Below are 22,929 nucleotides of genomic sequence, written 5' to 3' on the forward strand. Positions count from 1 at the left end.
GGTCGGTCACCGCCGGTCCGCGGTGGCCCCCGCACCACCGGCGACGACCCGGGCCACCAGTTCCGGCCAGCTCTCCACCCGGTGCACGCCGGGCAGCAGCGCCGCGTACGCGTCGACCTCGTCCTGCCGGGGCCGCAGCAGGTACCGGTGCGGCACCGTGTCCAGATGGCCCAGCACCTCCAGCCGATCGTCGACGAAGTGGGTCAGCCCCAGCCGCGCGGCGATCGGCCCCTTCTCCGGCCGGGTACGGCAGAACCGCAGCCGCTCCGGGCCGATCCCGGTACGGGCGTGGAAGTCGTGGTCGGTCAGCCACTCCCGGGTCCGCCGCTCGGTCGGCTCGCTGCACTTCGACACCACGTACGCCTCGTCGAAGAGCGGGACCACCTCGGCCAGCGCCTCGAACACCCCGTCCAGCGGGGGCGTACGCAGATAGTTGTCGCCGAAGAACGAGGTGTCCTCGTCCCCGTCGCTCCGCTCGATGATCACACCGCCCACGTCCACGCCCAGCCGTCTCATGTGGTCGATCATGCACGACGGGTGACGTTCCCGCCCTTCAACCCGGTCGAGGTGACAGGATGCGGCGATGGCAGTGACGCGGACGTTGGGCCGCAGCGGCATCGAGGCCAGCGCCCTCGGCATGGGCTGCTGGGCGATCGGTGGCCCCTGGGCCGAGGGCACCCGGCCCCTGGGCTGGGGCAGGGTCGACGACGAGGAGTCCGTCCGGGCCGTACGCCGGGCGCTCGACCTCGGCGTGACCCTCTTCGACACCGCCGACACGTACGGGGCCGGGCACGGCGAGCGGGTCCTCGGCCGGGCACTCGCCGGCCGGCGGGACGAGGCCGTGATCGCCACCAAGTGGGGCTACACCTTCGACGAGCGCACCCGCCAGGCCACCGGTGAGGACACCTCACCGGCGTATCTGCGCCGGGCGGTCACCGACTCGCTGCGCCGGCTGGACACCGACCGGATCGACCTCTACCAGCTGCACCTGGGTGATCTGCCGCCGACCCACGTCACCGGAATCTTCCCCAAGTCAGCCCAAAGACGAAGCGTCGCGGGGTGAACACCGAGACGCTTCGCAGCCTTCGACAGTCGAAGAAATTCGACACGATCATTCTATGATCACTAAGGATTCTCAATCAAATTGGTCAGCCTCTCCGTGCTCCGGGACACCCCGGCGATGCTGGCCGTCTGCGACAAGTACGACCTGGCCAGCGTCAACCGTGGCCCGCTCGGGATGGGGCTGCTCACCGGCAAGTACACCCCCGGGTCCACGCTGCCTCCCGACGACGTACGCGGCGTCGCGCCGACCTGGCTGGAGTGGTTCCGCGGCGGGCGGCCGGCGCCGGAATGGCTGCGCCGGGTGACCGACGTGCGGGGCGCGCTGACCGCCGACGGCCGGACGTTGGCCCAGGGGGCGCTGGGCTGGATCTGGGCGCGCAGCGGCCGGACGGTGCCGATTCCCGGCTGCCGCACGGTGGCTCAGGTCGAGGAGAACGCCGCCGCCCTGCGCCTGGGCCCGCTCGCGTCGGACCATTTCGCCGAGGTGGAACGCCAGCTCGCTGCCTTGCGCACGGCGGCCCTCCGCGACGCCGACCGCCCCCACTGGCCGATGCCCCCCACCCCCGCCGCCCGCCCCTAACCCCACCCCCACCCCCCACCCCCAAGATCCGCGCACTTTCAGAGAAGGAGTGGCCATCCGGCGGGGAATGAACACTCTTTCTCTGAAAGTGCGCGGCTGGCGAGGGGAGGGGGAGGGGAGGGTCAGGGGCGGGTGGTGTGTTCCTTGTGGGCTTGTTCGGCCAGGTGGGCGGGCATCGGGTCGTAGCGGGCGAACTCGCGGCGGAACGTGCCGGTGCCGGAGGTCATCGAGCGCAGCTCGACCGCGTACCGGAGCAGTTCGGTGGCGGGCACCTCGGCCCGGACCAGGGTGCGCCCCTCGGCGTCCGGGTCCGGCTCGGTGCCGAGCACCCGGCCGCGCCGACCGGACAGGTCGCCCATCACCGCGCCGAGCGAGCCGCCGGGCACCCGGATCTCCACCTCGTCCACCGGCTCCAGCAGCGCCGGCTGCCCCTGCTCGGCGGCGTCGCGCAGCGCGAGGGCGCCGGCGGTCTGGAACGCCGCGTCGGAGGAGTCGACGCTGTGCGCCTTGCCGTCGACGAGGGTCACCCGCAGGTCCACCACCGGGTGGCCGGCGACCAGGCCGCGTTCCATCTGCGCCCGGACGCCCTTCTCGACGGAGGGGATGTAGTTGTGCGGGACGGCCCCGCCGACCACCCGGTCGACGAACTCGAAGCCGGCGCCGCGCGGCAAGGGCTCCACCTCGATGTCGCAGACGGCGTACTGGCCGTGGCCGCCGGACTGCTTGACGTGCCGGCCGTGGCCCCGGGCGCCGACGGTCAGCGTCTCGCGCAGCGCCACCCGGACCGGTTCGGTCTCCAACTCCACCCCGCCGCTGCGCAGCCGGTCGAGCACCACGTCGGCGTGTGCCTCGCCCATGCACCAGAGCACCAGCTGGTGGGTCTCCGGGTTGCGCTCCAGGCGCAGCGTCGGGTCGCCGGCGACCAGCCGGCCCAGGTTGCGGGCCAGGGCGTCCTCGTCGGCCCGGCTCTTCGCCACGATCGCCACCGGCAGCAGCGGCTCGGGCATCGCCCACGGGGCGACGAGCAGCGGCTCCTCCCTGGCGGAGATGGTGTCGCCGGTCTCCGCGCTGCCCGACTTGGTGATCGCGCAGAGGTCGCCCGCCACGCAGGCGCCCACCTCGCGCAGCGTCGCGCCCAGCGGGGTGTAGACGTGCCCGACCCGCTCGTCGGCGTCGTGGTCGGGGTGCCCGCGCTCGGCCATGCCGTGCCCGGAGACGTGCACCACCTGGTCGGGGCGGAGCGTGCCGGAGAAGACCCGCACCAGCGAGACCCGGCCGACGTGCCGGTCGACGGTCGTCTTGACCACCTCGGCGACCAGCGGGCCGTCCGGGTCGCAGCTCAGCGGCGGCCGGGGCGAGCCGTCCACCCCGGTGACCGCGGGCACCTCGTGCTCCAGCGGGGACGGGAAGGCGGCGACCAGTCCGTCCAGCAGCACGTCCAGGCCGACGCCGGTCTCCGCACAGACCGGCACCACCGGGTAGAAGTGGCCCCGGGCGACCGCCTTCTCCAGGTCGGTGATCAGCACCTCGGTGTCGATCTCCTCGCCGCCGACGTAGCGGTCCATCAGGGTCTCGTCCTCGCTCTCGGCGATGACCCCCTCGATCAGTTCGTCGCGGGCCTCCAGGATCGCCGGCAGGTGCTCCGGGTCCGGCTCGCGGACCGCGGCGGGCAGCCCGGCGGAGTAGTCGAAGACCCGGCGGGTGATCAGCCCCATCAGGCCGGCCACCGACTCGCCGTCGTCGCCGAGCATCGGCAGGTAGAGCGGAAGCACGTTGTCGCCGAAGACCCGCTGGCACAGCGCCACCGCCTCGTCGAAGTCGGCGCGCGGGTGGTCCAGCCGGGAGACCGCGACGGCCCGCGGCATGTCCACCGCGGCGCACTCCTCCCACAGGGCGGCGGTGGCCATGTCCATCCCGTCGGCCGCGGAGACCACGAACAGCGCCGCGTCGGCGGCCCGCAGGCCAGCCCGCAACTCGCCGACGAAGTCGCCGTACCCGGGGGTGTCCAGGAGGTTGACCTTGACCCCCTGGTGCAGCAGCGGGGCGCAGGCCAGGCTCACCGAGCGCTGCTGGCGTACCGCCGCCGGGTCGTGGTCGCAGACGGTCGTGCCGTCGGCGACGCTGCCGGCCCGGCCGATCGTGCCGCTGGTCGTGAGCAGCGCCTCGACCAGGGTCGTCTTGCCCGCCCCGGAGTGCCCGACGAGCACCACGTTGCGAACCCTGCCGGGCTCGGTCACCACCGGCGCCGCGCCGGTGACACCCTTCTCCTGGTTCTTCTGCGCCATCGCGGCGCACCTCCCTCAGCCGTGGTTGGTGGCGACCGCCGCGCGCGACGGGGAAGCGGGCCCGGGCGGGTGCCGCGGCGATATCCTCCGGTGCTCTCCTGGACGACGGGTACTCAGACGGGTGGGTCGGTGAGCTGGCTCACCTCCCACCTCGATCTCACACCCGTTGCCGACCCGGCACAAGCCTTCGCCACGCGGGTCGGACGACCGCTGTGTCGCCAGCCGCTGCCGGCCGTTATCGTGGGACCCCCATGGCGAAGATCTTCCAAGTGACGGCCCGCGCGGGGATGACCCGTGTCGTGGAGCCGGTCGCGCGCGGCCTGCTCCGCGCCGGCGTGTCCCCCAACGCGGTCACCGTGACCGGCACCGTCGGCGTGCTCGTCGGCGCGCTCGGCTTCGGCGCCCGGGGTGACCTGGTCGCCGGCGCCCTCATCGTGACGGTCTTCGCGCTCACCGACCTGCTCGACGGGACGATGGCCCGGATGAGCGGCGGGTCCACCCGGTTCGGGGCATTCCTCGACTCGAGCATGGACCGGGTCGCCGACAGCGCCGTCTTCGGCGCGGTGGCGTACTGGCTGGCCACCCAGCACCAGTACTCGGGGGTGGCCGCGGCGCTGCTCTGCCTGGCCGCCGGCGGCCTGGTCTCCTACGTCAAGGCCCGTGCCGAGGGGCTCGGCATGACCTGCAACGTGGGCATCGCCGAACGCACCGAGCGGCTGCTGATCGTCGGGGTGGGCGGCCTGCTCACCGGGCTCGGCGTGGACCGCGCCCTGGAGGTCGCGCTCTGGTTGCTCGCCGCCGTCTCGATCTTCACGGTGGGGCAGCGGATGGCGCACGTGTACCGGCAGGCCCAACTGGTCGGCAAGGAGTGAACCTCACCGAGCTCGGCTACGTCGCCGGGTGGCGCCTGGCCCGCGCGCTGCCCCGGCCCGTGGTGGCCGCGGCCTTCCGGGTGGGCGCGGACCGCGCCCACCGGGCCAACGGCGCGGGTACGGCCCGACTGCGCGCCAACCTGCGCCGGGTGGTCGGCCCGGATCTGCCCGAGGCCGAGCTGGACGCGCTGGTCCGGCGCGGGCTGCGCTCGTACGCCCGGTACTGGATGGAGGCGTTCCGGCTGCCCGCGCTGAGCCGTCGGGAGATCCTCGCCGGTTTCCGGCTCGACGGGGTGGAGAAGCTCGCTGCCGACGTCGCCGCCGGCCGGGGCGCGGTGGTCGCCCTGCCGCACGGCGGCAACTGGGACGCCGCGGGCGCCTGGGTCGCCGCCACCGGCTGGCCAATCACCACCGTCGCCGAGCGGCTCAGGCCCGAGGCGGTCTACGAGCGCTTCCTCGCCTTCCGGCAGGGCCTGGGCATGGAGATCCTGCCCACCCACGGCGGCGAGCGGCCCGCCTTCGACGTGCTGGTGGACCGGGTACGCGCCGGCACGGTGGTGCCGCTGCTCGCCGACCGGGACCTCTCCGCCCGGGGGGTGGAGGTCGACTTCTTCGGCGGCCGGACCCGGATGCCGGCCGGTCCGGCGCTGCTGGCGATCCGCACCGGTGCCCCGCTCTACGTCACGTCGATGTGGTACGAACCGGATGCCGCGTGCGCCTCGCTCGAGGGCCCGCTGCCGCTGCCGGACCCGGACTCGGCGCCGCTGGACCAGCGGGTCCGGGTGCTGACCCAGCGGATCGCCGACGGTCTGGCGGCGGGCATCGCGCGGCATCCGGAAGACTGGCACATGTTGCAGCGGATGTGGCTGGACCAGCGGAGCACAGGCAGCGACGCGACACCACCCGCGCCGATCACCGGCCAGGCCTGACGGGAAGGGCGCTTACGTGCGGATCGGCATCGTGTGCCCGTACTCCTTCGACGTGCCCGGTGGGGTGCAGAACCACGTCATGGACCTCGCCGAGGCGCTGATCGGGCTCGGCCACGAGGTGAGCGTGCTCGCCCCGGCCGACGAGGAGTCGGCGCTGCCGCCGTACGTGGTCTCGGCGGGGCGGGCGGTGCCGCTGCCGTACAACGGTTCCGTGGCCCGGATCGCGTTCGGCCCGGTCTCCACCGCCCGGGTGCGCCGCTGGATCACCCGGGGCGACTTCGACGTGCTGCACGTGCACGAGCCGCTGACGCTGAGCCTGTCGATGCTCGCGGTGCTCTCCGCCCGCGGCCCGGTGGTGGCGACGTTCCACACCGCGATGACCCGGTCCCGGGTGCTCGCCGCCGCGCAGGGCGTCCTGCAGATCGTGCTGGAACGGATCACCGCCCGGATCGCGGTCAGCGCCCTGGCCCGCAAGGTGCAGGTCGAGCACATGGACGGCGGCGCGGTGGAGATCCCCAACGGGGTGGCGGTGGCGAAGTTCGCCGGCGTCCCGCCGCTGCCCGGCTGGCCGGGGGAGTGCGCGCCGGGCACCGGCGGCACGCTCGGTTTCCTCGGCCGCTTCACCGAGGCCCGCAAGGGTTTCCCGATCCTGCGCGACGCCTTCGTCGCGCTGGCCCCGCACCGGCCCGGGCTGCGCCTGCTGGTGGCCGGCCCCGGCGACCCGGACGACCTGTTCGGGCGGTTCCCGGCCGAGCTGCGCGACCGGGTGACCTTCCTCGGCATGGTGCCCGAGGAGGACAAGGCCCGGATGCTGCGCAGCCTGCACCTCTACGTCGCGCCGAACACCGGCGGGGAGTCCTTCGGGATGATCCTCACCGAGGCGCTGGCGGCCGGCACCACCGTGGTCGCCAGCGACCTGGACGCGTTCCGCCGGGTGCTCGACGGCGGGCGGGCCGGCCGGCTCTTCCCGACCGGGGACGCGGTCGCGCTGCGTACCGCCCTGGCCGAGCTGCTCGACGACGCGCCGGGCCGGGCCGCGCTGACCGCCTGCGGGGACCAGGTGGTGGCGTACTACGACTGGCCGGTGGTGGCCCGCCGGGTCCTGGAGGTGTACGCGGCGGCCATCGAGGCCACGGACGGCCGGGTCATCGACCAGGAATGGGTGGGGCTGGGCGGGGCGGTGTGAGCACTACGATGCCGCACATGTGGTGGGTGGTGGGCGCGACGCTGGTCGTCGCCCTGGTCGCGGCGTACCTGATCTGGACGGCCGGCCGGGTCGAGCGGCTGCAGGCCCGGGCGGAGTCCGCGGCCCGGGCGCTCGACGCCCACCTGCTGCGCCGGGCGGCCGCCGCCGCGGTGCTGGCCGAGCGGCGCTACGGCGTGGAGCTGTACGCGGCGGCGCGGATCGCGCTGGACGCCCCGCCGGAGGAGCGGGAGGCCGCCGAGAACGACCTCACCCGGCAGTTGCGCACGGTGTGGCTGGACCCGGCCGATCCGGTCTGCGAGGCGGTGATCGCCGCCAGCCGGCGGCTGGCCCTGGCCCGGCAGGTCCACACCGACCTGGTCCGCGACGCCCGGGCGGCGCGCAACCGTCCGCTGGTGCGGCTGTGCCGGATGGGGCGCCGGCACCCCTGGCCCCGCTACTTCGACGTCGACGATCCGACCCTCACGGTCGCCGCCGAGGCCCCCGCGACCTGACGCCCGATTCGGGCCGCGCAGGGGCCGGCTGCCCGGTTTCAGCCGGTCGGCGTGGGGTGTCCGATCCCGGGTGATGACTGCCACAGTGCAGGCCACCAGGGGTCTGATTGGCTGTCGGACCGGCGTTGACCCCGTCGTAGCATCAGTCGTAGCCACCCCCCGAGCACGTCCGAGGAGCGATAACCCGTGCCCGAAACCACCTCCCAGAACGCCGGCGCCACCTCCCTCGTCGGCACCGCCCGCGTCAAGCGCGGCATGGCCGAGATGCTCAAGGGCGGCGTGATCATGGACGTGGTCACCCCCGAGCAGGCCAAGATCGCCGAGGACGCCGGCGCCGTCGCCGTGATGGCGCTGGAGCGCGTGCCCGCCGACATCCGCGCCCAGGGCGGCGTGTCCCGGATGAGCGACCCGGACATGATCGACGGCATCATCGCCGCCGTCTCCATCCCGGTCATGGCCAAGGCCCGGATCGGCCACTTCGTCGAGGCGCAGGTCCTCCAGGCGCTCGGCGTCGACTACGTCGACGAGTCCGAGGTGCTGACCCCGGCCGACTACGCCAACCACATCGACAAGTGGGCCTTCACCGTCCCCTTCGTCTGCGGCGCCACCAACCTCGGCGAGGCGCTGCGCCGGATCACCGAGGGCGCGGCCATGATCCGCTCCAAGGGCGAGGCCGGCACCGGTGACGTCTCCAACGCCACCATGCACATGCGCAGGATCCGGCAGGAGATCGCCCGGCTCAGCTCGCTGCCGGCCGACGAACTGTTCGTCGCCGCCAAGGAGCTCCAGGCGCCGTACGAGCTGGTCAAGGAGGTCGCCGAGACCGGCAAGCTGCCGGTGGTGCTCTTCACCGCCGGTGGTATCGCCACCCCGGCCGACGCCGCGATGATGATGCAGCTCGGCGCCGAGGGTGTGTTCGTCGGCTCCGGCATCTTCAAGTCCGGCAACCCGGCCCAGCGTGCCGCCGCGATCGTCAAGGCCACCACCTTCCACGACGACCCGGACGTGCTGGCCAAGGTCTCCCGCGGCCTCGGCGAGGCGATGGTCGGCATCAACGTCGACGAGATCCCGCAGCCGCACCGGCTGGCCGAGCGGGGCTGGTGAGCATGAGCGGGCCCACCATCGGTGTGCTCGCGTTGCAGGGTGACGTGCGCGAGCACCTCGCGGCCCTGGCCGGCGCCGGCGCGGAAGCCCGCCCGGTACGCCGCCCGGCCGAGCTGGACGCGGTCGACGGGCTGGTCATCCCCGGCGGCGAGTCCACCACCATCAGCAAGCTCGCCGACATCTTCGAGATGCGCGAGCCGATCGACAAGCGGATCGTCGGCGGGATGCCGGTCTACGGGTCCTGCGCCGGCATGATCATGCTGGCCGCCGAGGTCCTGGACGGCCGGCCCGACCAGCGGGGCTTCGCCGGCATCGAGATGACGGTGCGGCGCAACGCGTTCGGCCGGCAGGTCGACTCGTTCGAGGCCCCGGTGCGGATCGCCGGGGTCGAGGGCGAGCCGTTCCACGCGGTGTTCATCCGGGCGCCGTGGGTCGAGCGGGTCGGCGACGGCGTCGAGGTGCTGGGCCGGGTCACCGAGGGCCCGGCCGCCCAGCGGGTCGTCGCGGTCCGGCAGGGCAACCTGCTGGCCACCTCGTTCCACCCGGAGCTCACCGGCGACCTGCGGCTGCACCGCTACTTCGTGGAGCTGGTCCGCGCCGCCTGAGTGCTGCCGGCAGGGCCCCCTTCCGACCCGGGAGGGGGCCCTGCCGACGCTCGGAGGCGGTGCGCGTGTGACACCGCGGGGGGCTACCTCGGTAGGATTGCCGCGGTTCGGCAGGGCTGACCGCCCGCCGCAGCCCTCCATCCGACCGGCCACCGGTCCAGGCGTGGGGTTGGCGCGGACAGTCGACGCAGGCGTGGGTCAACAGACGGAGGTATGACATGTCCGGCCACTCAAAGTGGGCGACCACCAAGCACAAGAAGGCCGTCATCGACGCCAAGCGCGGCAAGATGTTCGCCAAGCTGATCAAGAACGTCGAGGTCGCGGCACGTACCGGCGGTGGCGACCCGGCCGGCAACCCGACGCTCTACGACGCCATCCAGAAGGCCAAGAAGAACTCGGTACCGAACGACAACATCGACCGCGCGGTCAAGCGGGGCTCCGGCCTGGAGGCCGGCGGCGCCGACTGGCAGACGATCATGTACGAGGGCTACGGCCCGAACGGCGTGGCGATGCTCATCGAGTGCCTGACCGACAACCGCAACCGGGCGGCGACCGAGGTGCGCACCGCGCTGACCCGCAACGGCGGCTCGCTCGCCGACGCCGGCTCGGTGTCGTACATGTTCTCCCGCAAGGGCGTGGTGATCGTCCCCAAGGCCGGCACGACGGAGGACGACATCATGATGGCCGTCCTCGACGCCGGCGCCGAGGAGGTCAACGACCTCGGTGAGGCGTACGAGGTGGTCTCCGAGCCGACCGACCTGATCGGAGTCCGCACCGCCCTGCAGGACGCCGGGATCGAGTACGAGTCGGCCGAGTCCTCCCTGATCCCCAGCGTCAACGTGCCGCTCGACGAGGAGGGCGCGCGCAAGGTCTTCAAGCTGATCGACGTCCTCGAGGACTGCGACGACGTGCAGAACGTCTACGCCAACTTCGACGTCTCCGACGACGTCATGGCCGCGGTGGACGCCTGATCCCGATGACCGGACCGCGATTCCCGCCGGGCGACGTGGTCGTCCGGCGGGAGGTCCTGCGCGGCGAGGTGTGGTTCGGCTGCCCGACCATCTGCGTCGAGGACTCCGCCGACCTGCTCGCGCTCTACCTGCCGCCGGGGGCCGAGTTCGGCTTCCCGGAGGGCGGTTCCTTCCCGTGTGGACGGCACCCCTGGCAGACGCCGGCCACACGGCCTGGTCGGGGCACGGCAAGCTGATGCTCCAGCGCCCGGGTGAGGCGCACTCGGTGGACGTCTTCTGGACCGGCGAGGACCGTGCCTTCGCCGGCTGGTACTTCAACCTCCAGGACCCGTTCCGGCGTACCCCGATCGGGGTGGACACCCTCGACCACGAGCTGGACCTGTGGTGGCCGGCGGGCGCCGACCGGTACGTCTGGAAGGACGTCGAGATGTTCGCCCAGCGTCTCACCGAGGGGCGCTACCCGGGGATGGCGGACGCGATCCGCGCGGAGGGGGACCGGATCGCGGCCCTGCTCGACGCCGGCCGGCGCTGGTGGGACGAGGGTTGGGCGAACTGGCGGCCGGATCCGTCCTGGGGTGTGCCGCGGCTGCCGGCCGGTTGGGACACCGTCGCGTGCCGAAGCGGCGAGGCGACGCCGGCGAAATCCGGCTGACGCCCAGCTGCCCCGCCCGTAGCCTGCCGGCATGCTGGTTCCCGATCTTCCGGTGCGCACCGAACGCCTGGACCTGCGCGCCTTCAACCCGGCCGACCTGGCCGCCCTGCACGCCTACCGGTCCCGCGCCGACGTGACCCGCTACCTCTACTTCGTCCCGGAGGACGAGGCGGCGACCGGGGCGACGCTGGCGACGAAGTGCCGGCGTACCACGCTGCGCGCGGAGGGCGACGTGCTCTGCCTGGCGGTGGTGCTGCGCCGGACCGGGGATCTGGTCGGCGACGTGGTGTTGAGCTGGACCAGCGCCGCGCACCGGCAGGGCGAGATCGGGTACGTCCTGCACCCCGACCACGCCGGCCACGGGTACGCCACCGAGGCGGCCCGGGAGTTGCTGAGGCTGGGCTTCGACGGGCTGGGCCTGCACCGGATCGTCGGCCGGCTGGACGCCCGCAACACCGCCTCGGCCCGGGTGCTGGAGCGGCTCGGCATGCGCCGGGAGGCGCACCTGCGGGAGAACGAGCTGGTCAAGGGGGAGTGGACCGACGAGGCGGTGTACGCCCTGCTGGCCCGGGAGTGGCGGGCCGGCGCCCGCTGAGCGGACCCCGGCCCGGCACCCGGAGTGTGCGCCGGGCCGGGTGGCCCGGTCAGGCGTCGCGGCGGCGGGCCTTGACCACGCTGTCGGCGACGTCCCCGAGCGTGATCGCGGCGATGACCACGACGGCGACCCCGGCGACGGTGTCCAGGTGCCCGCCCGCGCCCAGCCACTCGAACCGGGCGACCAGGTCCGGGTTGAGCAGCCGGTCGGTGAGCAGCAGCCCCGCGACCGGCACGGCGATGGCCAGGTCGAGCGCGGCGTTGACCGCCACCAGCGGCCAGGTCCACCGCCGGGCGCGGTACTTCGCGATCTCCAGCAGCAGGCCGGCGACGAGCACCGCCGCGAGGAACGGCAGCCACGAGCGCCACAGCGCCGGGTCGAGCAGGGGAATGCGCCCGCCGTCGGTGCCCGAGACCCAGGACTGGACGTGCTGCCAGGGCAGGAAGGCGAGGGCGAGCAGCAGCATCGCCACGGACGCGCAGGTGTCGATCATCCGCACGTCCCGCTCCACGGGGCCCTCGGGGAGCTGGTCGACGTTCCACTCGGGCAGCTTCAGCGAGGTGTCGGTCCGTTCCAGCACGGCGAAGCTCAGGGTGACCCAGAAGGCGATCTGCACCGCCGTCTGGAAGGCGCTGGTGATGCCGGCGCCGATCGCCGCGCCGGGATCATCGCCGACGGTCGCCTTGAGTACGCCCACCGCCACACCGACGGTGCCGGGCACGATGGCGAGCAGTCGCCGCAGCAGCCGCTGCCAGACCAGGTAGTAGGTGGGGCCGATGAGCTGGAGTCGGCGGTCGGCGTAGCCGGCGGCGAGCCGCTCCGGGTGGCCCAGTTCGGTGAGCACCTCGCGTTCGGCCGCGGCGGCGTCCTGGCCGGCGCCGGTGCGGCCGTCGATCATGTCCTCGATGGAGGCGCGCAGCTCGGTGGCGATCTCCGCCCGGCGTGGTGCGGGCACGGCCCGCAGGGTGGCGGCGACGTAGCGGTCGGTCAGGGAGGTCATCGGTCCACTCCTTCGATCAGCCCGGCGACGGAGGTCTGCACGGCGGCGAGGTCGTCGAGGAGCCGGCGCAGCACGGCCTCGCCCTCCTCGCTGGTGCGGTAGAACTTCCGCGGCCGGACTTCCTCGGTGTTCCACTCGCTGGTCAGCAGCCCCTGCTCCGCCAGCCGGCGCAGCAGGGGGTAGAGCGTGTTCGCGTCGACCGGGAAGCCGTGCGCGGCCAGCCGTTGCAGCAGCGCGTAGCCGTAGTCGGGGTGGCGGAGGGCGACCAGGCTCGCTACCACCACCGTGCCACGGCGCAACTCCTGGAGATGGGTCCGCAGGATCTCCTCGCTCACCATGTGTCACACCATACTGTGTGCCACACAGTAATGTCGAGCGATGCGGCATCGTGTCAACGGCATCAATGTGGGCGACGTCCGCAAAGAACGGCGGGGCGACCGGCACCCGGTGCGCCCCGCTCACCACCCTCCGCGCCAGCGCGTCACCCCGCCGCGCCGCCCGCTGGTCCGAGCCGGTCGACCAGGAACTCCTGGTCGGGGCCGCCCGTGCAGGGTTCGATCAGCGCCGCCGCGGAGGCGTCGGTGGCGTCGTCCCGGATCCCGACGCACAGCCCCTCCCGTCCCGACCGGATCCGGTACGCGCCGGGATCGCCGGGCTGCGGCTCGAACCGGAAGACCTGTGTCGACCGCTCGGCGCGACAGTCGTCCCACGGCTCCAGCAGGAACATCCCGGGGCTGTCGCCGCGTACCGTGAGGCAGCCGGGCCCCTTCACGGGGTGTTCCCACCTGATGAAGTGCAGGTGGCCGCCCGCCGGTTCGAGGTACGTCTCGGGCGGGGTGGAGCCGCCGCAGGGACGCTGGACGGCGATCTCGTGCGGGTAGGCGCCAGTGGGGTCGCGTCCTTCGCTGAGGCAGAACTGAGGGGTGCGGGCGGGCCGGATGCGGACCCGGCCGGCGATCGGCCCGGGTGTGCCGGCCGCCACGGCAGGTGTGCCGTCCGAGCCCCTCTCCCCGGCCGACCCGGCGGGGGCGGAGGACGGCCGGGTGAGCCAGACGCCCGCCCCCGTCACGGCCAGCGCCACGGCGCCGAGCGCGAGCACCACCGGCCTGGCCCTCGGGCGCCGCCCGGGGTTGGCCCCGCCGCGCAGGGCGCCGGCCGGTGGGGCCGCCACCCGGGCGGATCCGGCCGCCGACGGGCCGACCGCATCGCCGGTGCCGGTGCCAGTGCCGGTCGGTGCGGCGCCGGGCTGGCCGGCGGCGACCGACGGGGCGGTGGCCGGGGGCGGGACGAGCGCCGCCGTCGCCAGTCGGTCCCGCGCCCGCAGCCACGTGGTGACCTGCTCGCCCTGACCGCAGGCGCGGACGAACGCGGCCAGCACCTCCGGGCGGGGTAGCGTGCTGCGGCGCAGGATGTCGGCGACCGTGCTGCGGGCGAGGACGTCCCCGTTGCCGGTGGCGCGCTGTTCCAGTTGCCGGTAGGTCAGCCCGGACCGCTCCTTCAGCGCGCGCATCGCCGCCACGAACGCGGCCGGGTCGGTGATCTGGGCGATGTGCTGCTCCCCGTAGTCCATCGCCTGATTCTCGGGAATCCGGAATCGGCGGAACAAGACCGCCCTGCGGTGGCTGTCCGGCCGCCCGGACAAAAACCCGGACACGCCCCGGTGACCTGCCCGGACAGCGTGGGGGCGGCGCAGCGGCATTGTCCGGGCCCGGCGCTCTACCTACCGTGAGTGTCCGCTGGTCGGCGCGGCCCCTGCCGCGGAGGCTCGCGGTCCTGATCCGACCACGGGGAGTAAGAATGATCGATGTCGTCCCGGCGTGTCCGTCCCGAGCCTCGACGCCGGGGGAGTACGTGGCGTCGCTGCGCCAGCTCCGGCAACGTTCCGGGCTCACCTATCGGGAGATATCCCGGCGGGCGACCGCCGCCGGGCACTGGCTCCCGGCCAGCACCCTGGCCACCACGCTGGGCCGGGTCACCCTGCCCCAGGAGCGGGTCGTGCTGGCGCTGCTCGCCGCGTGCGAAACGCCGGACGCCCAGACACGGCGCTGGCTGGCGGTGCGCAACGAGATCGAGATGCGCCTCGCCGAGGCGGTCCGGCCGGATCACCGCCGGCCGCCCGAGGCGCTCCGGCCCGGCCTGATCCGGGTCGGGGGGCCGCTCGGCCACCCCGGTCCGGCGGCACGGTGCACCGCCGAGGACCGCCGGGCCGTGACGATGCGGCTGACGGTCGCCACCGCCGTCTGCGTGCTGGCCGGCACGGCGGGCCTGCTGGCCGTCCGATGGCGCGGTACCGGCCGGCCCGGCGTGTCGGCGTCGGGCGACGCCGGCCTGGGGAGCTGCCGGTGCGCCCCGGCCGAGCGGCAGTGACCGGCGGACGGGGCGTCGGCCGGTCACTGACCGACCGCGGTGCGGGCCGCTCGACCCGTGGCCCCCACCGCGCGCACCGTGCCGCCCCGGCTGGCCGGTGCGCGCGTCGCCCCGCCCGGCGGCTGGCCGGACGGGGCGATGCGATGCGGGGGCGGTGCTATCCGTTCAGGGCCGGAGCCGGCTCGCGTAGACGTACTCACCCACCGAGCGGCCCGTGGCCAGGCCGGCGTCGGCGTCGAACCGGTAGTGCACCCCGAGATAGATCCGGCTCACCGCGTTCTCCTGGGCCGCCGCGTCGAAGCCCGCCATCCGGCGCACGACGGTCCGGACGGCCGGGTCGTCCGTGGTCGCGTCGAAGACGATCGCGTCGGTGCCGAAGAAGCGCTGCATCACGGCCGCCCAGGCGCCCGCGAACGTGGCGTGCCCGGAGACGTACGCCGGGAACGACGGGGAGAAGGACCGGCCCTGGGTGTCCCGAGACAGCGGCGCCCAGGCGGCATCGCCGAGATCCTCGATCGCGGTGTCCGGGCGCCACAGGTCGATCGCGGTGCGGTACTTGGCGTCCCAGGCGGCGATGCTGGCGTCGGCGAGGGCGAGCCCGACCAGCCCGAACAGCCGGGCGTTGGCGAGGATGCCCAGCTTCTCCTGCTCCGCCACGATCCGGGTGTGGGTGAGCAACTGGCCCGGGGGCTTGTAGGTGCCGCCCAGGTCGTTGGCCCAGAAGAAGGCGATCTGCGTCTGCTCGGTCGTGCGCAGCGACGAGACCGTCCCGCCGTAGTCGCGTACCTCCTGGACCTGGCGCCGGTACTCGTCGGTGCCGAGCAGGGCGTTGTACGAGGCGGCGCCGGCGGGCGGCCCGGGCCGGAACTGCTGGCCGGAGGTGAGGGCGAACGGGGTGACCAGCCCCCAGTTCGGAGTGACCGCCGGCTTGCCCTCCGTCGGTCGCCACGAGCCCCGGACGCCGTCGAGCTGGTACGGCGGGGTGTCCGCGGCGGCGGAGCCGTCGTTGGCCCGCGCCTGGAGGTTGGCGTTGGCCGCCGCCGTGCCGACCGAGTCGCCCCGACTCACCTCGGCGGAGTTGGTCCCCGAAGGCCGGCGGGCGACGGCGCCGTTCCACGCGTTGCTGAACGAGATGCCCTGGTAGAGGGCGGTGAGCACCGTGTACGCGGCCCGGTCCATGGCGGCGTGCAGCGACGGGGCCACCACGTCGTCCATCGTCCCCGGATAGCTGACCGGCACCCGGATCTGGTACGGCTGCCCGACGCCGGTGACGGAGACGGCCGCGTCGTGCATCGCCGCGTGCAGGATCGCCGCCTTCCGGGCGATGACCGTGGGCGGCTCGTCCACCGCCCTGTAGGTGTCCGTCAGCACCTTGTCCCAGTAGAGGACGGGATCGGTCGCCGGGTCGACGGCCAGCGGCACGAGGGAGATGTTGTCCAGCCGTACGGTCGAGGCGGGGCTCGCGCCGAAGTGGAACAGCAGGACCGCCTTCGGGTCGCTGAACGGCGAGACGAAGTCGAAGCTGAATGGGCGCATCGTGCCGTCGAGCGCCACCGTCTGGTCGACCGCGGAGGTGAACGGGGTGTCGACCCGGGAGACCGTGACCCGCACCGGGCGGGCGACGTCGGCCGCCGCGTCGAACCGGAGCCGGTACGGCTGCCCGGCGGTCACTCCGAACTCGAAGTGCCCGACGAGGTCGTCCCAGACGTTGGGGGCCTTGTTGGCTCCGGCGGTCTGGACGTGCAGCTGGCCCGACTGCACGGACATGCGGGTCGCGGACAGCCGCTTCCACCACGGCTCGGTGCTGCCGTTGTCGAACGTGCCGTTGATGATCAGGTTTCCGGTGGGGGGCGCGGCCGCCGCCGGCCGGGCCAGGGCCGGCAGGGTGACGGTGAGCACGGCCGCCAGCACGGCGCTGGACACGCGGCGGAACAACCGCCGACGTCCGCCGGCGCGCACGCTCAGGGATGGCGTCATGGAGAGCCTTTCCGGTCGGGGAGCGGCGTTCGCACGCCGCCGGGTCGGCTCACCGTAGGGACGTCCGCCCTGTTCGCAGCCGCCGAACGGGCGTGCGGAACAGGCCCGTACGAACCGGCGCGGTGGCGGGGGAGTCCGATGCGCCGGCGCCGGTCGGCCGTCCCACCGGTGTGGCCCGCGCTACTGCCCCGGGTCCGCCCTGCGCGGCTGCTGGAGGTGGCTGCGGGCCCGGCGATAGGGTGGGCCGACCGACCTCGACCAACCCATGATTCGACCCGGGGGGCGCCACGCATGGGCGATTCGTTCGCGCATCTGCACGTACACACCGAGTACTCGATGCTCGACGGGGCGGCCCGGCTCAAGGACCTCTTCGCCGAGGCCAACCGGCTCGGCATGCCGGCGGTGGCGATCACCGACCACGGCAACATGCACGGCGCGAACGACTTCTACAAGCAGGCGATGGCCGCCGGGATCACGCCGATCCTCGGCGTCGAGGCGTACGTGGCGCCGGAGTCGCGCTATCACAAGGCGCGGGTCAAGTGGGGCCGGCCGGAGCAGAAGAGCGACGACATCTCCGGTAACGGCGCGATCACCCACAAGACCATGTGGGCGATGAACGCCACCGGCCTGAAGAACCTCTTCACCCTCAACTCGCGCGCCTCCATGGAGGGCCACTACGTCAAGTGGCCCCGGATGGACATGGAGCTGATCGCCGAGCACGCCGAGGGCATCATGGCCACCACCGGCTGCCCGTCCGGCGCGGTGCAGACCCGGCTGCGGCTGGGCCAGTTCGACGAGGCGCTCAAGGTCGCCGCCAGCTACCAGGACATCTTCGGCAAGGAGAACTACTTCCTGGAGATCATGGACCACGGCCTCGAGATCGAGCGCCGGGTCCGCGACGGGCTCACCGAGATCGCCCGCAAGCTGGACATCCCGCCGGTGGTCACCAACGACTCGCACTACACCCACGAGGCCCAGGCCACCGCGCACGACGTGCTGCTCTGCGTGCAGACCGGCAGCAACATCGACGACCCGAACCGGTTCCGCTTCGAGGGCGGCGGCTACTTCATCAAGTCCGCCGAGCAGATGCGCGCGGTCGACTCCTCCGAGCTGTGGCAGCGGGGCTGCCGCAACACGCTGCTGGTCGCGGAGAAGGTCGACCCGACCGGGATGTTCGAGTTCCACAACCTGATGCCGCGCTTCCCGGTGCCCGAGGGGGAGACCGAGGAGTCCTGGTTCCGCAAGGAGACCTTCGCCGGGCTGGACCGCCGCTACCCGGGCGGCATTCCGGAGGGGCACCTAGTCCAGGCCGAGTACGAGCTGGGCGTCATCAACCAGATGGGCTTCCCGTCGTACTTCCTCGTGGTCGCCGACTTCATCCAGTGGGCGAAGAGCCAGGGCATCGCCGTCGGTCCGGGCCGGGGCTCGGCCGCCGGCTCGCTCGTCGCGTACGCCCTGGGCATCACCGACCTCGACCCGATCCCGCACGGTCTGATCTTCGAGCGGTTCCTCAACCCCGAGCGGGTCTCGATGCCGGACGTCGACATCGACTTCGACGAGCGCCGGCGCGGCGAGGTGATCAAGTACGTCACCGACAAGTGGGGCGAGGACAAGGTCGCCCAGATCGCCACCTTCGGCACGATCAAGGCGAAGGCCGCGATCAAGGACTCGGCCCGGGTGCTCGGCTTCCCGTACGCGGTGGGTGACCGGATCACCAAGGCGATGCCCCCGGCGGTGATGGGCAAGGACATCCCGCTCACCGGCATCTTCGACCCGAAGCACCCCCGGTACGCCGAGGCCGGCGAGATCCGCGGCCTCTACGAGTCCGACCCGGACGTGCGCAAGGTGATCGACACCGCCAAGGGCATCGAGGGGCTGATCCGGCAGACCGGTGTGCACGCCGCCGGCGTCATCATGTCCGCCGAGCCGATCATCGAACACATCCCGTTGATGCGCCGCGACGCCGACGGGGCGATCATCACGCAGTTCGACTACCCGACCTGCGAGTCGCTCGGGCTGCTGAAGATGGACTTCCTCGGCCTGCGCAACCTGACCATCATCGACGACGCGGTCAAGAACATCGAGCTCAACCACGGCAAGAAGCTCGACCTGCTGGCCCTGCCGCTGGACGACAAGGTCGCCTACGAGCTGCTGGCCCGGGGTGACACCCTCGGCGTGTTCCAGCTCGACGGCGGGCCGCTGCGGTCACTGCTGCGGATGATGAAGCCGGACAACTTCGAGGACATCTCCGCGGTCATCGCGCTGTACCGACCCGGCCCGATGGGCGCCGACTCGCACACCAACTACGCGCTGCGCAAGAACGGCCAGCAGGAGGTCACCCCGATCCACCCGGAGCTGGAGGAGCCGCTGCGGGAGATCCTCGCCCCCACCTACGGCCTGATCGTCTACCAGGAGCAGGTGCAGCGCGCCGCGCAGATCCTCGCCGGTTACACCCTCGGCCAGGCCGACCTGCTGCGTCGGGCGATGGGCAAGAAGAAGAAGGAGATCCTCGACAAGGAGTTCATCCCGTTCCGGGACGGCTGCCGCGAGCGGGGCTACTCCGACGAGGCGATCCAGGCGGTGTGGGACGTCCTGGTGCCGTTCGCCGGCTACGCCTTCAACAAGGCGCACTCCGCCGCGTACGGGCTGGTCTCGTACTGGACCGCGTACCTGAAGGCCCACTACCCGGCCGAGTACATGGCCGGGCTGCTCACCTCCGTCGGTGACGACAAGGACAAGATGGCGCTCTATCTGTCCGAGTGCCGGCGGATGCGGATCCAGGTGCTGCCGCCGGACGTGAACACCTCCGCCGGGCCGTTCACCCCGGTCGGCAAGGACATCCGCTTCGGCCTGGCCGCGGTACGCAACGTCGGCGCCAACGTGGTCGCCTCGATCATGCGGTGCCGGGGGGAGAAGGGCGAGTACGCCGACTTCTACGACTTCCTGTCGAAGGTGGACGCGGTGGTCTGCAACAAGAAGACCATCGAATCGCTGATCAAGGCCGGCGCCTTCGACTCGCTGGAGCATACGCGCAAGGGCCTGCTCGCCGTGCACGCCGACGCGATCGACGCGTACGCCGATGTCAAGCGCAAGGAGGCGGTCGGCCAGTACGACCTCTTCGGCGCCGGCTTCGGCGAGGCCGACACCGGCGGCAGCACCACGGTCATGCCGACCATCGGCGAGGGGGAGTGGGACAAGCGCGACAAGCTCGCCTTCGAACGCGAGATGCTCGGCCTCTACGTCTCCGACCACCCGCTGTTCGGCCTGGAGCACATCCTCGGCGCGGCGGCCGACACCACCATCGCCTCGCTGGCCGAGGACGGCGCGGTGCCCGACGGCGTGGTGGTCACCCTCGCCGGCATCCTCTCCGGCGTGCAGCGCCGGGTCACCAAGCAGGGCCGGGCCTGGGCCTCGGCCACCCTGGAGGACCTGGCCGGCGGCGTGGAGACGCTGTTCTTCCCCAACACCTACGAGGTGATCGGGCAGTACATCGCCGAGGACGCCATCGTGGTGGTCAAGGGGCGGGTGGACCGCCGCGACGACACGCCGCGGATCATGGCGATGGACATGTCCATGCCGGACGTCAGCAGCAACCCCGCCAACAAGCCGGTCACCCTCACCATCCCGGTGCACCGGTGCACCCCGCCGCTGGTGGAACGGCTCAAGGAGACCCTGGTGCTGCACCCCGGCGACACCGAGGTGCACGTCAAGCTGCTCAACGGCGGCAAGACCACCACGCTGCGGCTCGGGCCGTTCCGGGTGGCGGCGACCACCGCGCTGATGGGTGACCTGAAGAGCGTGCTCGGCCCGGCCAACGTCAGTTAGCTGCCTGCTCCGTTGCCGACTTGCCGGATTCGCCGTACGTGAGGCGACTTCATCCAATACCGTCGGCTGGTGCCCACCCGACGCCTACCGCTCGCCGTCCCGGTGGTGATCCTGCTCGCCGGGCTCGTGGCCTGCACCAGCCGCGAACCGACCCGGGAGGCGTTGACGGGCCCGTCCTCCGCCGCCCCGTCCGGCGCGGCCTTCGAGCCGCGGCTGCCGGGCATGCCGGCGTACCCGGCGGCCGGCAACGTCTACGCCGCGGCCGGCGCGAACCAGCTCGCCGAGCAGGTCCGCGGCGACCGGCCGATGGTCTACGTGCCGAACACCAAGAGCAACGACGTCTGGATGATCGACCCCGCCACCTTCCAGGTGGTGGGGAAGTTCCCCGGCGGGCCGGAGCCGCAGCACGTCGTCCCCTCCTACGACCTGCGCACCCTCTACGTGGCATCCAGCCAGATACCCCGGGGCGGGGTGATCCCGATCGACGCCCGGACCGGGAAGCCGGGCGAGTTCGTCAACCTCGAGGATGTCTACAACCTCTACTTCACCCCGGACGGCAAGCAGGCGATCGTGGTCGCCGAGGCGTACCAGCGGCTGGACCTCTACGATCCGACCACCTGGAAGCGGACGCGCTCGGTGCGGTTCCCCTCGTGCGGGGGCATCAACCACATGGACTACTCCGCCGACGGCAGGACGATGCTGTTCAGCTGCGAGTTCGCCAACCGGATGATCGTCCTGGACACCGCCACCCTCGACAAGGTGCGCGAGTTCCGGCTGACCAGGACGGCCGACGGCATGCCCCAGGACACCCGACTGACCCCGGACGGGCAGCACTTCCTGGTCGCCGACATGCACGCCCACGGGGTGTACGTCTTCGACGGCCGGGCCGAGCGCCAGACCGGCTTCATCCCCACCGGCCACGGCGCCCACGGCATCTACTTCGACCGGGCCGCCACCCGTGCCTTTGTCACCAACCGGGACGAGGGGACCGTGACCGTGCTCGACCTGGCCACCCTGAAACCCACCACGACCTGGCGGATCCCCGGCGGCAGCCCGGACATGGGTGGGCTGTCCGCCGACGGCCGGCAGCTCTGGCTCTCCGGGCGCTTCAACGACGAGGTGTACGTGTTGAGCACGCAGGACGGCAAGCTGCTGGCCCGGATCCCCGTCGGCCGTGGCCCGCACGGCCTGACCGTCTGGCCGCAGCCCGGCCGCTACTCCCTCGGCCACACCGGCAACATCCGGTAGCGGGCCGCCGACCGTCGATTGGCCGTCCCCGACGACGCCGCGTCCCACTACCGTCGGCGGCATGGAGCTGGAACAGGCGCAGAAGCTGTGGCAGCCGCAGCCCGGCTGGCTGAACACCGCCAGTTACGGACTGCCGCCCGACCCGGTCTGGACGGCGGTGCAGGAGGCGCTGGCCGACTGGCGGGTGGGGCGTACGTCGTGGGAGGGGTGGGGCGAGGCGGTCGACCGGTCCCGGGTCGCCTTCGCCGGCCTGGTCGGCGTGCCGGCGGCGGACGTGTCGATCGGCAGCACCGTGTCGCAGCTGCTCGCCCCCGTCGCGGCGGCCCTGCCGGCCGGAGCGACCGTGGTGGTGCCCGAGGTCGAGTTCACCTCCAACCTGTTCCCCTGGCTGGTGCAGGGCGAGCGGGGAGTGGAGGTGCGCACGGTGCCGCTGGCCGGGCTGGTCGACGCGATCGACGCCCACACCGACCTGGTCGCGTTCAGCCTGGTGCAGTCCGCCGACGGCGCGGTCGCTCCGTACGAGGAGATCGTGGCAGCCGCCCGCGCGCACGACGCCCTGGTGGTGGTGGACGCCACCCAGGCGTGCGGCTGGCTGCCGTTCGACGGGGGCCTGGCCGACGTGGTCGTGGTCGGCGCGTACAAGTGGTTGATGGCGCCGCGTGGCTCGGCCTTCGCCTACCTCGCGCCGTCGGTGCGCGACGGGATGCGCCCGGACGCCGCCGGCTGGTACGCGGGCCAGGACCCGCACGCCTCCTACTACGGCCCGCCGCTGCGGCTGGCCGACGACGCCCGGCGGTTCGACATCTCGCCCGCCTGGTTCAGCTGGGTCGGCACCGCACCGGCCCTGGAACTGATCGCCGAGATCGGCGTGCCGGTGATCCGCGCGCACGACGTCGCGCTGGCCAACCGGTTCCTCGCCGGGCTGGGCCGACCGCCGGGGGAGAGTGCGATCGTGACGGTGGAGGTGCCCGGTGCGCGGGAGAAGCTGGAACGGGCCGGGGTGCGGGCGGCGGTGCGCGCCGGCCGGGTCCGCGCCTCGTTCCACGTCTACTCCACCGAGGCGGACGTGGACCTGGCGCTCGACGCGTTGACGGGGCGACCCGATCCGGGTTGACCGCAGCCACGCAGGCCATCACCGGCCTTCCCGTCGCCGTCCCGG

22 protein-coding genes are annotated in these 22,929 nt (G+C 72.8%); 16 read left to right on the forward strand and 6 right to left on the reverse strand.

Annotated features, from left to right (window positions below; genetic code table 11):
• Window positions 1-6: 6 nt before the first annotated feature.
• Complete coding sequence (locus AB0I41_RS17040) at window positions 7-516, reverse strand: hypothetical protein (protein ID WP_357107909.1); 510 nt, start codon at window positions 514-516, stop codon at window positions 7-9.
• 121 nt (window positions 517-637) lie between these two features.
• On the opposite strand from AB0I41_RS17040, the gene AB0I41_RS17045 reads away from it, so the two are divergent.
• A complete protein-coding gene (locus AB0I41_RS17045) occupies window positions 638-1,063 on the forward strand; it encodes an aldo/keto reductase (RefSeq protein WP_357107979.1) in 426 nt (141 codons plus the stop codon).
• An 81-nt stretch (window positions 1,064-1,144) separates the two neighbouring features.
• The gene (locus tag AB0I41_RS17050; protein ID WP_357107910.1) at window positions 1,145-1,642 is read left to right on the forward strand and encodes an aldo/keto reductase; all 498 of its coding nucleotides are present in this window, start codon (window positions 1,145-1,147) and stop codon (window positions 1,640-1,642) included.
• A 122-nt stretch (window positions 1,643-1,764) separates the two neighbouring features.
• Here the strand turns inward: AB0I41_RS17050 and AB0I41_RS17055 are convergent, their stop codons facing one another.
• Window positions 1,765-3,927: an elongation factor G-like protein EF-G2 gene (locus tag AB0I41_RS17055; RefSeq protein ID WP_357107913.1), complete on the reverse strand. Its 2,163-nt coding sequence runs from the start codon at window positions 3,925-3,927 to the stop codon at window positions 1,765-1,767.
• 251 nt (window positions 3,928-4,178) lie between these two features.
• Between AB0I41_RS17055 and pgsA the strand changes: the two genes are divergently transcribed.
• The 10 genes from pgsA to AB0I41_RS17105 all read left to right on the forward strand — a co-directional run bounded on the left by pgsA (window position 4,179) and on the right by AB0I41_RS17105 (window position 11,353).
• Window positions 4,179-4,799, forward strand: coding sequence for a phosphatidylinositol phosphate synthase (gene pgsA / locus AB0I41_RS17060; protein WP_357107915.1), 621 nt, complete (start codon window positions 4,179-4,181; stop codon window positions 4,797-4,799).
• On the forward strand, window positions 4,796-5,728 hold the full coding sequence (locus AB0I41_RS17065) for a phosphatidylinositol mannoside acyltransferase (RefSeq protein WP_357107918.1): 933 nt from the start codon (window positions 4,796-4,798) through the stop codon (window positions 5,726-5,728). The genes pgsA and AB0I41_RS17065 overlap by 4 nt, the downstream gene beginning before the upstream one ends.
• A gap of 16 nt (window positions 5,729-5,744) precedes the next feature.
• Window positions 5,745-6,914, forward strand: a complete 1,170-nt coding sequence (locus AB0I41_RS17070; RefSeq protein ID WP_357107921.1) for a glycosyltransferase family 4 protein — start codon at window positions 5,745-5,747, stop codon at window positions 6,912-6,914.
• An 8-nt stretch (window positions 6,915-6,922) separates the two neighbouring features.
• On the forward strand, window positions 6,923-7,426 hold the full coding sequence (locus tag AB0I41_RS17075) for a hypothetical protein (RefSeq protein ID WP_357107982.1): 504 nt from the start codon (window positions 6,923-6,925) through the stop codon (window positions 7,424-7,426).
• Between the two features lie 186 nt (window positions 7,427-7,612).
• On the forward strand, window positions 7,613-8,530 hold the full coding sequence (gene pdxS, locus AB0I41_RS17080; RefSeq protein ID WP_357107923.1) for a pyridoxal 5'-phosphate synthase lyase subunit PdxS: 918 nt from the start codon (window positions 7,613-7,615) through the stop codon (window positions 8,528-8,530).
• A 2-nt stretch (window positions 8,531-8,532) separates the two neighbouring features.
• Window positions 8,533-9,135 (forward strand): pyridoxal 5'-phosphate synthase glutaminase subunit PdxT, encoded by a 603-nt coding sequence (gene pdxT / locus AB0I41_RS17085; protein WP_357107925.1) that lies wholly within the window; start codon window positions 8,533-8,535, stop codon window positions 9,133-9,135.
• Window positions 9,136-9,353: 218 nt separating this feature from the next.
• Window positions 9,354-10,106, forward strand: a complete 753-nt coding sequence (locus tag AB0I41_RS17090) for a YebC/PmpR family DNA-binding transcriptional regulator (protein WP_357107928.1) — start codon at window positions 9,354-9,356, stop codon at window positions 10,104-10,106.
• A gap of 5 nt (window positions 10,107-10,111) precedes the next feature.
• The gene (locus AB0I41_RS17095) at window positions 10,112-10,342 is read left to right on the forward strand and encodes a hypothetical protein (RefSeq protein WP_357107931.1); all 231 of its coding nucleotides are present in this window, start codon (window positions 10,112-10,114) and stop codon (window positions 10,340-10,342) included.
• Window positions 10,342-10,758, forward strand: coding sequence for a DUF402 domain-containing protein (locus tag AB0I41_RS17100; RefSeq protein WP_357107934.1), 417 nt, complete (start codon window positions 10,342-10,344; stop codon window positions 10,756-10,758). The genes AB0I41_RS17095 and AB0I41_RS17100 overlap by 1 nt, the downstream gene beginning before the upstream one ends.
• A 31-nt stretch (window positions 10,759-10,789) precedes the next feature.
• Window positions 10,790-11,353: a GNAT family protein gene (locus AB0I41_RS17105; protein WP_357107937.1), complete on the forward strand. Its 564-nt coding sequence runs from the start codon at window positions 10,790-10,792 to the stop codon at window positions 11,351-11,353.
• Between the two features lie 49 nt (window positions 11,354-11,402).
• On the opposite strand, the gene AB0I41_RS17110 is transcribed toward AB0I41_RS17105, so the two are convergent.
• The 3 genes from AB0I41_RS17110 to AB0I41_RS17120 form a co-directional block, all read right to left on the reverse strand.
• The gene (locus AB0I41_RS17110) at window positions 11,403-12,353 is read right to left on the reverse strand and encodes a permease prefix domain 1-containing protein (RefSeq protein ID WP_357107940.1); all 951 of its coding nucleotides are present in this window, start codon (window positions 12,351-12,353) and stop codon (window positions 11,403-11,405) included.
• The gene (locus AB0I41_RS17115; RefSeq protein ID WP_357107943.1) at window positions 12,350-12,691 is read right to left on the reverse strand and encodes a PadR family transcriptional regulator; all 342 of its coding nucleotides are present in this window, start codon (window positions 12,689-12,691) and stop codon (window positions 12,350-12,352) included. Before AB0I41_RS17115 ends, AB0I41_RS17110 begins: the two co-directional genes overlap by 4 nt.
• A 143-nt stretch (window positions 12,692-12,834) precedes the next feature.
• On the reverse strand, window positions 12,835-13,923 hold the full coding sequence (locus AB0I41_RS17120; protein ID WP_357107945.1) for a helix-turn-helix domain-containing protein: 1,089 nt from the start codon (window positions 13,921-13,923) through the stop codon (window positions 12,835-12,837).
• Between the two features lie 227 nt (window positions 13,924-14,150).
• On the opposite strand from AB0I41_RS17120, the gene AB0I41_RS17125 reads away from it, so the two are divergent.
• Window positions 14,151-14,720 carry a helix-turn-helix transcriptional regulator gene (locus AB0I41_RS17125; protein WP_357107948.1) on the forward strand — a complete coding sequence of 190 codons (570 nt, stop codon included), beginning with the start codon at window positions 14,151-14,153 and terminating at the stop codon, window positions 14,718-14,720.
• 165 nt (window positions 14,721-14,885) lie between these two features.
• On the opposite strand, the gene AB0I41_RS17130 is transcribed toward AB0I41_RS17125, so the two are convergent.
• The gene (locus AB0I41_RS17130; RefSeq protein WP_357107951.1) at window positions 14,886-16,697 is read right to left on the reverse strand and encodes a carbohydrate binding domain-containing protein; all 1,812 of its coding nucleotides are present in this window, start codon (window positions 16,695-16,697) and stop codon (window positions 14,886-14,888) included.
• 291 nt (window positions 16,698-16,988) lie between these two features.
• Between AB0I41_RS17130 and dnaE the strand changes: the two genes are divergently transcribed.
• The 3 genes from dnaE (at window position 16,989) to AB0I41_RS17145 (ending at window position 22,884) form a co-directional block, all read left to right on the forward strand.
• Window positions 16,989-20,522, forward strand: a complete 3,534-nt coding sequence (gene dnaE, locus AB0I41_RS17135) for a DNA polymerase III subunit alpha (RefSeq protein WP_357107954.1) — start codon at window positions 16,989-16,991, stop codon at window positions 20,520-20,522.
• Window positions 20,523-20,591: 69 nt separating this feature from the next.
• Window positions 20,592-21,770, forward strand: coding sequence for a hypothetical protein (locus AB0I41_RS17140; protein WP_357107957.1), 1,179 nt, complete (start codon window positions 20,592-20,594; stop codon window positions 21,768-21,770).
• 61 nt (window positions 21,771-21,831) lie between these two features.
• Window positions 21,832-22,884, forward strand: a complete 1,053-nt coding sequence (locus AB0I41_RS17145) for an aminotransferase class V-fold PLP-dependent enzyme (RefSeq protein ID WP_357107959.1) — start codon at window positions 21,832-21,834, stop codon at window positions 22,882-22,884.
• The last annotated feature ends 45 nt before the right edge of the window (window positions 22,885-22,929 follow it).

It is taken from the genome of Micromonospora sp. NPDC050200, assembly GCF_040656135.1.
Classification (GTDB): Bacteria; Actinomycetota; Actinomycetes; order Mycobacteriales; family Micromonosporaceae; genus Micromonospora.